9 protein-coding genes and 1 tRNA gene are annotated in these 13,328 nt (G+C 54.8%); 1 reads left to right on the forward strand and 9 read right to left on the reverse strand.

Annotated elements, in window-relative coordinates; genetic code table 11:
• Positions 1-10 precede the first annotated feature (10 nt).
• From dppC to ACCW76_RS09830, 7 genes are all read right to left on the reverse strand, one after another.
• On the reverse strand, positions 11-913 hold the full coding sequence (gene dppC / locus ACCW76_RS09800) for a dipeptide ABC transporter permease DppC (RefSeq protein WP_436338432.1): 903 nt from the start codon (positions 911-913) through the stop codon (positions 11-13).
• Between the two features lie 10 nt (positions 914-923).
• Positions 924-1,943, reverse strand: coding sequence for a dipeptide ABC transporter permease DppB (gene dppB / locus ACCW76_RS09805; protein ID WP_045833189.1), 1,020 nt, complete (start codon positions 1,941-1,943; stop codon positions 924-926).
• Between the two features lie 324 nt (positions 1,944-2,267).
• Positions 2,268-3,878 (reverse strand): dipeptide ABC transporter periplasmic-binding protein DppA, encoded by a 1,611-nt coding sequence (gene dppA, locus ACCW76_RS09810; protein ID WP_045815022.1) that lies wholly within the window; start codon positions 3,876-3,878, stop codon positions 2,268-2,270.
• A gap of 1,323 nt (positions 3,879-5,201) precedes the next feature.
• A tRNA-Pro gene (locus ACCW76_RS09815) sits at positions 5,202-5,278 on the reverse strand.
• Between the two features lie 125 nt (positions 5,279-5,403).
• Positions 5,404-7,095 carry a kdo(2)-lipid A phosphoethanolamine 7''-transferase gene (gene eptB, locus ACCW76_RS09820; protein ID WP_436338433.1) on the reverse strand — a complete coding sequence of 564 codons (1,692 nt, stop codon included), beginning with the start codon at positions 7,093-7,095 and terminating at the stop codon, positions 5,404-5,406.
• A gap of 259 nt (positions 7,096-7,354) precedes the next feature.
• Positions 7,355-7,783, reverse strand: coding sequence for an organic hydroperoxide resistance protein (locus ACCW76_RS09825; RefSeq protein ID WP_038643852.1), 429 nt, complete (start codon positions 7,781-7,783; stop codon positions 7,355-7,357).
• 99 nt (positions 7,784-7,882) lie between these two features.
• Positions 7,883-8,347: a MarR family winged helix-turn-helix transcriptional regulator gene (locus ACCW76_RS09830; protein WP_436338434.1), complete on the reverse strand. Its 465-nt coding sequence runs from the start codon at positions 8,345-8,347 to the stop codon at positions 7,883-7,885.
• A 61-nt stretch (positions 8,348-8,408) separates the two neighbouring features.
• On the opposite strand from ACCW76_RS09830, the gene ACCW76_RS09835 reads away from it, so the two are divergent.
• A complete protein-coding gene (locus tag ACCW76_RS09835; protein WP_436338435.1) occupies positions 8,409-9,002 on the forward strand; it encodes an HD domain-containing protein in 594 nt (197 codons plus the stop codon).
• 43 nt (positions 9,003-9,045) lie between these two features.
• On the opposite strand, the gene ACCW76_RS09840 is transcribed toward ACCW76_RS09835, so the two are convergent.
• Together ACCW76_RS09840 and uca are read right to left on the reverse strand one after the other, a co-directional pair.
• The gene (locus ACCW76_RS09840) at positions 9,046-9,342 is read right to left on the reverse strand and encodes an HTH-type transcriptional regulator (RefSeq protein ID WP_034827767.1); all 297 of its coding nucleotides are present in this window, start codon (positions 9,340-9,342) and stop codon (positions 9,046-9,048) included.
• Positions 9,343-9,712: 370 nt separating this feature from the next.
• A complete protein-coding gene (gene uca / locus ACCW76_RS09845) occupies positions 9,713-13,312 on the reverse strand; it encodes an urea carboxylase (protein ID WP_436338436.1) in 3,600 nt (1,199 codons plus the stop codon).
• Between the last annotated feature and the right edge of the window lie 16 nt (positions 13,313-13,328).

Consider the following 13,328-nt stretch of genomic DNA (forward strand, 5'->3'; position numbering starts at 1 on the left):
CGGTGCCTCTTTACTGCTTGAGTTTCGGGTCGAGTGCATCACGCAAACCATCGCCCATGAGGTTGAATGCCAGCACGGTGAGCAGGATGACGAGACCAGGGAACGTCACTACCCACCAGGCACTTTGCGCATACTGCAACACGTCGGAGAGCATGGTGCCCCACTCCGGCGTTGGCGGTTGCGCCCCCATTCCGAGAAAGCCCAACGCCGCCATATCGAGGATGGCATTGGAGAAGCCTAATGACGCCTGCACGATCAGCGGTGCCAGGCAGTTAGGCAGAATATTGACGAACATCTGGCGCAGCGTGCCGGCACCCGCCACGCTTGATGCGGTGACGTAGTCGCGGTTCACTTCCACCAGCACCGCTGCACGCGTCAGACGGATATAGTGCGGCAGCGCGACGAAAGTAATCGCCAGCGAGGCGTTGACAATCGACGGACCAAAGATCGCCACCAGCACCAATGCCAGCAGCAGACTCGGCAGCGCCAACATGATGTCGACCAGACGCATGATTACCGCATCGACGACGCCGCCGAGGTAACCCGCCATCAGGCCAAACACCACGCCAAGGATCAACGACAGCACCACCACCAGACAGCCGACCAGCAGCGATAAACGTGCACCGAACATCAGGCGTGACAGCACATCACGGCCTACGTCATCGGTGCCAAAGATAAATTTCCAGCTGCCGCCATCCTGCCACACCGGCGGATGCAGCAGCGCATCACGGAACTGCTCTGACGGCGCGTGCGGCGCCAGCACATCGGCGAAGATGGCGATCAGCAGCATCAGAATGATGTAAACCAGGCCAATCACTGCGCCTTTATTACGTTTGAAGTAGTGCCAGAATTCCTGAATCGGGGTCATCGGCTTAGGTGCAGCGCTTACGCTTGCGGGATCAACAGTTGTCATGATGCCCCCCTTATTTCTTATGTCGAATGCGCGGATTGACCACGCCGTACAACAGATCAACCAGCAGGTTGACCACGATGATCAGAATCGCCACCAGCAGCACGCCGCCCTGCACCACCGGATAGTCACGACGCTGCAATGCTTCGATCAGCCAGCGACCGAGCCCCGGCCACGAGAAGATGGTTTCCGTCAGAATCGCGCCCGCCAGCAAAGTGCCGACTTGCAGACCGATCACGGTAACCACTGGCAGCATGGCGTTACGCAGCGCATGCACCACGATGACGCGCATACGCGTCAGGCCTTTAGCGCGCGCGGTACGGATATAATCCTCACCCAGTACTTCCAGCATTGAAGAGCGTGTCATACGCACGATCACCGCCAGCGGGATAGTCCCCAGCACGATGGCCGGCAAAATCATGTGCATCACCGCATCTTTGAAATCGCCCTCTTCACCCCACAACAGCGTATCAATCAGCATAAAACCGGTGAGTGGATGGCTGTCGTCGAGGAAGATGGTGTCACTGACACGCCCCGAAACCGGCGTCAGATTGAGCTGCACCGATACCAGCATGATCAGCATGATGCCCCACCAGAAAATCGGCATTGAGTAGCCAGTCAGTGAAATACCGACTGCGGTGTGGTCAAACACCGAACCGCGTTTAACTGCCGCCAGCACGCCCACCGGAATGCCCACGGCGATGGCGAAGATCATCGCGCAGATACCGAGTTCCAGCGTGGCTTTAAAACGAGGAACGAATTCATCCCAGACTGGAATGCGGCTTTTCAGTGAGATGCCGAGATCGCCGTGCAGCACACCATTGATGTAGGTGATGTACTGTTTCCACATTGGCTGGTCGAGGCCAAATTGGGCCATCAGCTGGGCATGACGTTCAGGAGAGATACCGCGTTCGCCCGCCATGATCAGCACCGGGTCACCGGGGATCAGATGGACAAACGCAAAGGTCAGTAAGGTAATACCGATAAACGTTGGGATGACAAGGCCCAGACGTCGGAGTATGAATTGCAGCATAAGCCGGATTCTCAGTCATTTTCCCGTGACGTTGCCGCCAGGGACTACATTGCTCACAGCACGCAGCCGACAAAGTCGATCGCGACGCAAGAAGCGCTTCAAAATCCCCGTCATACTTCATGCTGCATCGGCGTTGGCTTCATTTGCTCGCCCCAGTCACTTACTTGAGTAAGCTCCAGGTGACTCACAAACTTGCCGCCTTGCTCCAGCGTGAATTATTGAGGGTATATAAGAAATTAACCGGAAAAAAAGTGCGGAGACCGGGCGGCAAAGGTGCCGCCTGAGGGCCAGCAGCGCTGGCCCAGACCGCGATAATCCGAAAGGTTATTCCTGGATATCGACGTTTTCGAAGTGATGTTTACCTAATGGATCAACCACATAGCCAGTCACTTTCTTGCTCACCGGCTCATACACGGTAGAGTGAGCAATAATCAGCGCCGGAGCCTGGTCATGCATCACGACCTGAGCCTGTTTGTAGAGCTCAATACGTTTGTTGTGATCGGCTTCAGCACGTGCAGGCTGAATCAGATCTTCAAACGGCTTGTAGCACCAGCGTGAGTAGTTAGAACCGTCTTTTGCGGCGGCACAGCTAAACAGGGTGGCGAAGAAGTTGTCTGGATCCCCATTGTCACCGGTCCAGCCCATCATGACTGTCTGGTGTTCACCGGCTTTGGCGCGTTTCAGGTACTCGCCCCACTCGAAGGTGACGATCTTGGCTTTCACGCCAATTTTCGCCCAGTCAGCCTGAACCATTTCCGCCATGCGACGGGCGTTCGGGTTGTAAGGACGCTGTACCGGCATCGCCCACAGGTCGATGGAGAAACCATCCGGCATGCCGGCTTCTTTCAGCAGTTCTTTCGCCTTGGCAGGGTCGTAAGCATAGTCTTTCACCGCATCGTTGTAGCCCCACATGGTTGGTGGGATCAGGTTTTTCGCGGCCTGGCCAGCGCCCTGATACACAGCGTCGATGATGGCTTGTTTGTTCACCGCCATGGTCAGTGCCTGACGCACTTTCACGTTATCCAGCGGCTTTTTCTCGGTGTTGAATGACAGGTAACCGACGTTCAGACCAGGCTGTTCCATCAGGTTGATTTTGTCATCTTTTTTCATGCTCGCGATGTCAGCCGGGTTTGGATACGGCATCACCTGGCACTCACCTTTCTGCAATTTGGCGTAACGCACAGAAGCATCAGGGGTGATAGAGAACACCAGACGATCAATCTTCGGCTTGGTGCCCCAGAAGTCTGGGTTCGCTTTATACAGAATGCGCGAGTCTTTCTGGTATTGCTGCAGCACGAATGGACCGGTGCCCACTGGATTCAGATCCAGCTTCTCTGGCGTGCCGGCTTTCAGCATGTTGTCAGCGTACTCTTTTGACAGGATTGAGGCGAAGTCCATGCCGAGGTCGGCAATGAACGGCGCTTCAGGACGGCTCAGGGTGAAGCGTACGGTGTAGTCGTCAACTTTCTCGATTTTCTCGATCAGCTTAGGCATGTCCATGCCTTCGAAGTATTCGTAGCTGCCGCCCGAAACACCGTGGTACTTGTTGTTTTTGTCGAGCTGGCGCTCGAAGGAGAACACGACGTCGTCAGCGTTGAAGGTACGAGTTGGCTTAAAGTCTTTGGTGGTTTGCCATTTCACGCCTTTACGCAGATGGAAGGTATAGGTTTTACCATCTTCGCTAACGTCCCATTTTTCTGCCAGACCCGGCTGCAGCTCGGTAGTACCGGTTTTGAACTCAACCAAGCGGTTGTAGATCGGCACGGAGCTGGCATCGTAAGTGGTACCCGATGTGAAGAGCTGTGGGTTGAAGCCCTCCGGCGAACCTTCTGAACAATATACGAGGGTTTTCGCCTGGACACCCGCGGCAACAGTCATAGCAATCAGGCTAAGACCGACCTTCAGCATCCTGGATTTAGCCAGGGAGTTGATCATGTTTTGCTCCATTGTGATGTGATGTTGTGTGCGTCGCCCGACCTCTGAATTTTTTTATGCGGTTCGGGCAGCATGCGAGTGGTTTATTTTGTCATCCGATAGCCAATGGCTCCTCAGAATCGCCCTACTCTGCATGTTATTGACGCATCAATTTGTCAACAGTTGCAAAGAACGTCAATACAAGGTGGGGTTATTTACACAGAGTGTGAGTAAGTGCAAGCAACGATAAAAAACAGGGTTATTGCGCTGAGCCAAAATTTAAAAAGGTGATAAAGCGCGCAATGCCGCGTGATTGTCTGGCTATGCAGCCAAATGACAGTGATTATCACCGCTAAAAAACACACAAAAGTTATTGGTAAACGTCGAATAACTGAACGATTCGTCGTGCGTTATGACGTTCAGGCAGCGAAATATGCTGGTGTAATGGCATAAGAAATCAGCAAAAAGCATTAATCGGTCATAAGAAGAATGTGTCGCGAATTAAGCGTGCAGGGTTGATTGCGCGAGGGGTCGAGTCGGTAAAGTTGGAATAATGGCGGGTAAATATGATTTGTTGGATGGGATGGGTGAATTAGAAGGTTAGGTATAAACATCATCGCTTTTAAACGGTGCGTTGCTCAGGGAAGGCGGTTCGATCGCAAAGACGGCGTAAATACATCCCTGTAGCCTCGGCCGCCGCGTCCCTGCGGCGGACGCTTTGCTCCCCGAACCGCCTTCCCATCGCACATCAGCAAGGGTGCCGCTGTTTTGAAAAGCAGCACATTCATAAGCAGCAGCATGTTTTCATTTAGCAGCACGCACAGAACCACATGCTAGCTTTCAAAAGCACGCACTGAACCGAATGTTCTCTTCCAAAAGCCCGCACAGAATCAGATGAAGGAGGGAATACGGGGCCGCGGAGTAAAGCGTTACACGCCAGGGATGGCGTGTGTCGAGCGATCAGGGACGAGACAGCGACTTTACGCAGCGGCCCCGTATTCACTCCTGACGGCACCGGTTCCGCGTTTAAACCCCCGCGCCGAATCAACAACTTCGCCACGAGAAATAAACACAAAACCGAATGTCAGCGTCCCAAAATACACACAGAATCCAACGAAGGAGGGAATGCGGGGCCACGGAGTAAAGCGTTACACGCCAGGGATGGCGTGTGTCGAGCGATCAGGGACGAGACAGCGACTTTACGCAGCGGCCCCGTATTCACTCCTGACGGCACCGGTTCCGCTTCTGAAACCCCGCACAAGAGCATATTCCATCCTGATAGCACCGATTCCACGATCGACAGACGAAAAAAAACCTGCTTTTTCAAGCAGGTTTCTTCAAATATGGTCGGCGAGAGAGGATTCGAACCTCCGACCCACTGGTCCCAAACCAGTTGCGCTACCAAGCTGCGCTACTCGCCGATGGGGGCGAATATTACTGCTCCCCCCGGAGAGCGTCAATCCCTTTTCCGTAAAATCCGCCCGATCGCCTGGAAAGCAAGCAGCACCGCAAAAAGCCCTGCCGCTCAACACCTTCCAGAAAACCCTTACAACGCTTTAGCCGGCGTCGCTGCGGGTGCCTGACACCAGTTATTCGCCGCTTTAATCCCGCCATCCGGCGAACTGTAACCCAGGCAGCCTAAAATGGTATCGAACAACTCAACATGACGATGGGTTTTCCCTACGCGCTGCTGCGCCTGCAAACGCTCGAAGTTACTGCGGTTGGTGGGATCTTCAAGATATTTATCAGAGGCCCAAACCATCATCGGCACGCGGAACTGCTCCGGCGGCGCCATCTCACGCGGCGTGCCGTGCAAGTGCATATTATCGCTGATCGACTCACCATGATCAGCGGCATAAAACACAATTGCCTTCTTATCACGTAGCTGATCGAGCACGCTATCCAGCATGGTATCGACGTACAGAATCGAGTTGTCATAAGCATTGATCAACTGCGCTTTGCTACAGGTCTCATCCACGCCCATACATTCCGGCTGATAACGTGCGAAGCTGCGCGGATAACGCTGAGAATAAAGATAATGCGAACCTTTAGTGTGCAACACCACCAGATGCTTACCTTTCGGGAAACGTTGCAGCGAAGCCTGCAGTTCTGGCACCAGCAGCATGTCATCCACCGCTTTACCCTGATTACGCTTCTCAGAACCAATCTGCTCACGGAACGAGAAATTATTCACATCGGCGTTATCGTAAAACCACACTTCACTCTGCATGGCGAACAGCTCAGAAGTAAAGCCCAGCTCCTTCATCACGGCAAAAACGTTCTGCTCTTTCAGCGTGCGGCCAGGGTTATCCATGGTGCCGCCTTCACGCACAAACATGCAGCGCAGCGACAATTTGGTGGCGGTATCACAAGACTCACCACGGAACGCCACCAGGTTTTTCTCTTTAGAAAGCTTCGGCGTGGTATCGCGGTCATAGCCCAGCAAACCCATGTGGTCCCAGCGCGTGGTCTCGCCAATCACAAACACCACATAGGTATCATCAATGCCTGGCGGTGCCACGTAAGTAAACTTCTTCGCTGGATCGAGCAGCTCCGCTCCATCCACCTCTTCATCAACTTTGGTCCAGGCAAACAGCCCTAGCGCCGCAATCCAGTTAGAAGGCAGATACGAGTGCGCCACCACCCCGCCGTAGCTTGGCAAATCGATATTGGTGATCTCTTCATTCACTTTTTGCAGTTTGTCGAAATAGCGAATCGGCAACCACACCAGCGCTACGCTCAGCAGCATAATCACCGCAGGCTTCAAACGCTGACCCGGCGTTTTCAATTGCTCAATCAAAGTCAGGCTGAGGCTATTGCGCCAAATCATCAGCAGCGGCAGCGCGCTGACCAGCACCATCCAAATCACAAAGCGCATGCCGACCACTTCTTTAGAGAGATCGACATCAGTGGTCATCACTGAGGCCACGATGCCGTAGCCGATCACCACATTAAAGAAAGCCATGTAATAGGCGGCAGCCACGGAAATCACCACGGTTAAAGTGGCAAGGATGCGATAAACCCACTTACCACCCAGCGATAGCAGACGCATCAGGAAAAACGTCAGCAACACCGCAGCCGTCACTTCGGCTACCGCAGAAAGCCAGTTAGAGAGCGTGGATTTCGTTAAGAAGCCGTCAAATCGGCGATAAAAAATGGGCAAATTCAACAAGATGCCGAGATAGAGCGCAAGCAACAGCGACAGCTTTTGCTGCGTTAACGTTTTGATATAATTCATTTACTTATTCATTCCTGACCCGGTGTCAATAAACCAACCTTAAATGTGACTATTTAAAGTCAATAGAGTTCGTCCGTGAGCGAGAAAAGCGCAAGCAGCGAGCAGGAACGGGACGAATCTGAACCGGAACGGCAATGAAGGCGCATGCAGCGCAGCAGTAGAACATTTAACCAATGGTAAGACCAGACAATAATTGATCTGACCCCATAAAATGATAAAAGGCCCCTGACGGAGCCTCTTTTTTCAACTGGCCGCGACCTTAGCGAATGATGTTCAGGGTCACATCAATATTTCCACGGGTAGCGTTAGAGTACGGGCAAACAATGTGTGCCGCATCCACCAGCTTCTGCGCTTCTGCTGCATCCATTTCTGGCAGATGGATATTCAGTTTGGCCTCAATACCAAAACCGGTTGGGATTGGGCCAATACCCACTTCCCCTTCAATCCACGCATCTTTCGGCATGGTGATTTTGTCGCGACCCGCTACGAACTTCATCGCACCCAGGAAGCACGCTGAGTAACCCGCAGCGAACAGCTGCTCTGGGTTAGTGACTTCACCGCCTGCGCCGCCCATCTCTTTTGGTACGCCCAGTTTCACATCCAGCACATTGTCAGAAGAAGTCGCGCGACCATCACGGCCGCCAGTGGCTTTGGCTTTTGCGGTATAAACAACTTTATCTAAAGACATGATAACCTCACTATTCACTATATAATCGCGCACTATATATCTATACGCAGTTTTTGACATTGATAGTCAGAATGCCGCCTTGACGACATCCGGCATACTTTATTTGGCGCGGTTGAGATTGGCGCGCAAATCGTCGAGCTGATTTTTTAATGCAATCAATGTGTCATCGTCGCAGGCAGTAGCGCAGCGCACCGCTTCGGGAATGCTTTGTGCCCGTTCACGCAGCGCACGGCCTTCATCCGTCAGTGTCACCACTACCTGGCGCTCATCCCGACGCGAACGCTGGCGGCGCAACAAACCTGCGACCTCCAGACGCTTTAACAGCGGCGTCAGGGTGGCCGAATCAAGAAACAGCTGCTCGCCAATCTCCGATACTGTCACATCATCATGCTTCCACAACACCAGCATCACCAGATATTGCGGATAGGTAATTTCCAGCTCAGCCAGCAGCTGGCGATAGACTTTGTGCATCGCGAGGTTCGCGGAATAGAGCGCGAAGCAGAGATGTTGATCAACCTGGAGTGGCATCTGCTGCACTTTTTTGTCATCTTGATTACTGTTCATGCGATTCAATATAGATAGCGCGCTAGATAATTGCAAGCAACTTTATTCCGGAGCGTGAAAGATGCGTGATTCACTGGAAGAGCAAGCGCGCCGTTATGCCACGCAGGCACATGCTGCTGCGGGCCAGCGTCGCAAATACACCGATGAACCTTACATTGTGCACCCGGCTGCGGTGGCCGAACTGGTGCGCAGCGTCACCGATGATGAACAGATGATTGCCGCCGCGTGGCTGCATGACACCGTTGAAGATACCCCGAGCACCTTACAGGACATTGAAAGCCACTTTGGTCCGCGCGTCGCAAAGCTCGTCGATATGCTGACTGACTGCGCGCAGCCCAAGGCGAAAAACCGCGCCGCGCGCAAACTGGCGCACTTCCGCCATACCGCCGAAGCCTGCCCCGATGCACAAACTATCAAGCTTGCCGATATCATCGATAACACCCGCGCCATTGTGCATTTCGATCCCGACTTTGCGCGTATCTACCTGATTGAGAAAAAGGTACAGATCCAACTGTTGAATGAGGGAAACCCGCAATTGTGGCAACAGGCTGAGCAGATTATACAACACGGCATTGATCAGCTGGCGCAGCCACCACACAGCGTCCCAGAGAGTTGGTTTGTGAAACAGGCGGCAAAATACGGCGGATTAAGCTAAAAAAAACCCGCCGTGCAGGCGGGTCAGAGAACCGATAGTCTTCTTACTCGAGTAACTGCCGTCCCAGATAGGGATTTGCTTGCAGCAGTTTCATCAGTTTACGTGCCGTAGCGGATGGGCGCGTGCGTTGCGCCTCCCAACTTTTTACAGATGAAACGCTCACCCCCATCACGCGGGCGAACTCATCCACCTGCATGCCGGTCATTTCGCGTAAACGCTGTGGCTCGGGAACGGATACTGCGTTGAGTGTAATTTCTGATACGGAAGGCTGTGCATCACGTGTCAAAACAATCTGCTCAAGGCTACTCAATAACTCGACCATTGGATCTTTTATTTCCATAGAGAACTCCTTAAAACTCACTATGAAGCACGTGAAAGTAGAGAGGTAAGCGCCACCAGGCGCTGAAACCCGGCCAAGTCAGGCTGTATCCCGCAACGGTCTTCCCCTTGGTCCTTTTGTTTACTGAGGCGTTGGCTGCTCTCGTCCCCCCGAGACACTTACTGTAGCAAGCTCACGGGATGGCCTCATTTGCTGCCTTTCTGCCCCCAAAATGACTGTGGAGATTGATTGTTTTAGTAAACCGTTACGGGACACAGCCTGTTGCACACTGCAAAAAGATGTCATAGCAATGCAACAATCAGCCGGGTTACTAATTATGGGTCAGATCCCCGGCTTTGCTGCCTGATTACTGATTATTTTTTATTCTTACTTATGCCGCAGAAGGATCGATCACCATAAGCAATTGACCCGCCTGCACTTGCTGCCCGGCCTGGCGATAAAAACAATGGATTTTTCCACTGACTGGCGCCACGATCGGGATCTCCATCTTCATGGATTCGAGTATGCCTACCGTGGCACCCGCTTCAATCTCACTGCCTTCGTCAACCAACCATTGCCACACGCTGCCCGCCACCTGGCTCTCTACCGGGCTACACCCTGCAGGCACCGTAATTTCTTCTGCACGCTGTTCCTGTAACTGGCTGTCGAAGGTAAATTGCCCTTCGGCACGCCAGCGTGCCAGCTCACTGTCAAAAGCCTGCTGACGCTGTTGCTGAAAGGCGTCGATTTCACCAGCCTGCTCCACCAGCATCGCCTGATAATCTGCGAGGCGGAACTCGCCCTCTTCGCTCCGCAGCGGATAGTCACCCCACGGGAAACGCTCGCGAATGCTGAGCAATTCCTCGGCGCTAACCGGATAGAAACGGATTTGATCAAAGAAGCGCAGCAGCCACGGCTGTGTGAAGGCCGAGGTTTGTCGATCGCGATTCCACATCTGCATGGTGCGCCCGACAAACTGATAACCGCCCGGCCCTTCCATGCCATAGACGCACATGTAAGCGCCACCAATCCCCACCGAGTTTTCCGCCGTCCAGGTGCGTGCCGGATTGTACTTCGTGGTCACCAGGCGATGACGCGGATCGAGCGGCGTCGCCACGGGTGCACCGAGATAGACATCGCCCAGCCCCATCACCAGATAGGCGGCGCTGAACACGATCTCCTTCACCTCATCAATGCTGGTAAGGCCATTGATGCGGCGGATAAATTCAATATTGCTGGGGCACCAGGGTGCATCAGGTCGCACCGACTGGCTGTAGCGGGTAATGGCCTCACGGCATGCCGCATCATCCCAGCTGAGCGGTAACCACACGGTACGCGATGGCACTGCGGCCTCGCTGAGATCGCCCAGCTCTCTATCAATGTGCAAAATTTGCGCCAACAGCTCACTTCTTGCACAGCGCTGTGCATCGTAGTGCACCTGCAGCGAACGAATGCCCGGCGTTAATTCCAGCTGACCCGGCAGCGGATGGGCTTGCAGCTGTTGCATCAGCGCGTGCACGCGGAAACGCAGGGCGATATCCAGCATCAAATCGCCATACTCTACCAGCAGGAAACGATCACCTGCCGCACGCACACTGAGCGATGGCCGGCCATTTTCTGCCGCCTGATGGTGCAATAGTGGATCAATAAGGGGCAGCGCAGCGTTCACTGTAAGCGGTACGGATTGCAGTTTGATGATCGCTTCACGCTCTGCCTGCGCCAGTTGATCCGCACTGCTGAGATCGATCGGCAGGAAGCGCACGCGATCCCCGGCTTTGAGCTGTCCGAGCTTCCACAGATCGGCTTCAATCACCGTGGCCGGACAGACAAAGCCACCGAGTGAGGGACCATCCGGACCGAGGATCACCGGCATATCGCCGGTAAAATCCACCGTGCCGAAGGCATAAGCGTTGTCATGGATATTGGAGGGATGCATACCCGCTTCGCCGCCGTCGCTGCGTGCCCAGGTCGGTTTCGGTCCGATCAGGCGGATGCCGGTGCGGCTGGAGTTGTAGTGCACCTGCCACTCGGCGGCAAAGAACTCCGCGATGTCATCATCGGTAAAGAAGGTCGGTGCGCCGTGCGGGCCGTAAATCACCCGCAGCTGCCATTCACCGTTGAGTTCCGGCACCAACTCACCAGGCAAGTCTGCCGTTGCCAGCACCTGCGGATCGGCAAGATGCAACACATCGCCCGCACGCAAAGCGCGCCCGGCGTGACCGCCAAACTTGCCGAGCGTAAAGGTACTGCGGCTACCGAGATAGCGCGGGGTATCCAAGCCGCCTGCCAGCAGCAGATAGCTGCGGCATCCCTCACTGATATCGCCCAGCGTCAGGGTTTGCCCGGCCTGTGCGGTGACAATCTGGTGCATCGTTAATGTCTGCTGATCCAGCTGCGCGGCAATCGGTGCCCCGGTGATGACAAAGCTGCACGCCTGGTTAAAACGCAGCGTAGGGCCACGCAGGGTGATCTCCAGTCCCGCCGCCTGCGCGTCGTTATTCAGCAGGCGATTACCTAACTGGAACGCGCGGCTGTCAAACGGGCCAGACGGCGGCACACCGACATGCCAATAGCCGACGCGGCCAGGCGCATCCTGCACCGTCGTTAAGGTGCCGCCGCTGAGGATATCCAGCGTAGGCGGTTGCCACTGCACGCCGCCCAACGTGGCGGTGATGATGCGGCCCTGCTGCACTTCCGGCAGGGAACAGAGATGGCGCAACCACAGCAGATTGGTTTCGATGCCGTACAGCTCGGTGGCGTCCAGCGCCTGCGCCATGCTGCGCAATGCCACTTCACGGTTGGCCGCATGCACAATCACTTTCGCCAGCATCGGATCGTAGAACGGCGAAACCTCCATGCCGGTTTCCACGCTGCTGTCGATGCGCAGCGTGGCGTCTTCACTTTCCGTCGGAAACTTAACGTGGCTAAGCAAACCGGCACTGGGCTGGAACTGTTTGGCCGGATCTTCGGCATACAGGCGCACCTGAATCGCATGGCCCTGCGCCTCAGTCGTTAAGGTGTGCAGCGGCGGCAACGTTTGTTGCGCCAGCTCCACCATCCAGCGTACCAAATCCACGCCATACACCATTTCAGTGACGCCGTGCTCCACCTGCAAACGGGTGTTCACTTCGAGGAACCAGAACTGCTGGCTGGCATCATCGTAGACATACTCCACGGTACCCGCGCTGCGGTAATTGACCGCGCACGCCAGACGCACCGCCGTGGCTTGCAGTTCGGCGCGAACGGCCGCACTCAGTCCCGGCGCGGGTGTTTCTTCCAGCACTTTTTGGTTGCGGCGCTGGGCGGAACAATCACGCTCGCCGAGGGCGATGACGTTGCCAGTGCCATCACCGAAAATCTGCACCTCAATGTGACGCGCGCGAGCGATAAACTTCTCTAAAAATACGCCATCGTCGGCGAAATTATTGCCCGCCAGTCGTTTAACACGCGTAAATGCCGCACTCAGCTGTTCGGCATCATCACAACGCTGCATGCCAATTCCGCCGCCACCGGCGGTGCTTTTCAACATCACCGGATAGCCAATCTGTTCCGCCATGATGTGTGCTTCGTCCAGCGAAGTCAGCAAACCACTGCCGGGCAACAGCGGCACCTGATTTTCCTGTGCCAGCGCACGCGCACGATGTTTCAAACCGAACGCCGCCATCTGCTCGGCCGTTGGGCCGAGGAACTGCACGCCGGCCGCTTCACAGCGCGTCACAAACTCGGGATTTTCGCTGAGGAAACCGTAGCCGGGATGCACCGCATGCGCCCCGCTTTGTGCGGCAATTTCCAGTATTTTTTGCTGATTGAGATAAGTGTCTCGCACCTGCCCTTCGCCCAGCGACCAGGCTTCATCGGCCAGTCGCACATGGCGCGCGTGGCGATCGGCTTCGGCATACACCGCAATCGCGCGGATGTTCATGGCTTGCAAGGTACGGATGATGCGCACGGCAATCGCGCCACGGTTGGCAATCAATACGCGATTAATCATGAGTGAAATCTCTTAT

The organism is Pantoea sp. C8B4, from assembly GCF_051336905.1.
GTDB lineage: Bacteria > Pseudomonadota > Gammaproteobacteria > Enterobacterales > Enterobacteriaceae > Pantoea > Pantoea rwandensis_B.

Excerpts from the sequence above, each read along its gene's own strand:
- dppC (WP_436338432.1), bottom strand. The coding sequence starts at position 913 with ATGACAACTGTTGATCCCGCAAGCGTAAGCGCTGCACCTAAGCCGATG.
- dppB (WP_045833189.1), bottom strand. The coding sequence starts at position 1,943 with ATGCTGCAATTCATACTCCGACGTCTGGGCCTTGTCATCCCAACGTTT.
- dppA (WP_045815022.1), bottom strand. The coding sequence starts at position 3,878 with ATGATCAACTCCCTGGCTAAATCCAGGATGCTGAAGGTCGGTCTTAGC.
- eptB (WP_436338433.1), bottom strand. The coding sequence starts at position 7,095 with ATGAATTATATCAAAACGTTAACGCAGCAAAAGCTGTCGCTGTTGCTT.
- ACCW76_RS09825 (WP_038643852.1), bottom strand. The coding sequence starts at position 7,783 with ATGTCTTTAGATAAAGTTGTTTATACCGCAAAAGCCAAAGCCACTGGC.
- ACCW76_RS09830 (WP_436338434.1), bottom strand. The coding sequence starts at position 8,347 with ATGAACAGTAATCAAGATGACAAAAAAGTGCAGCAGATGCCACTCCAG.
- ACCW76_RS09835 (WP_436338435.1), top strand. The coding sequence starts at position 8,409 with ATGCGTGATTCACTGGAAGAGCAAGCGCGCCGTTATGCCACGCAGGCA.
- ACCW76_RS09840 (WP_034827767.1), bottom strand. The coding sequence starts at position 9,342 with ATGGAAATAAAAGATCCAATGGTCGAGTTATTGAGTAGCCTTGAGCAG.
- uca (WP_436338436.1), bottom strand. The coding sequence starts at position 13,312 with ATGATTAATCGCGTATTGATTGCCAACCGTGGCGCGATTGCCGTGCGC.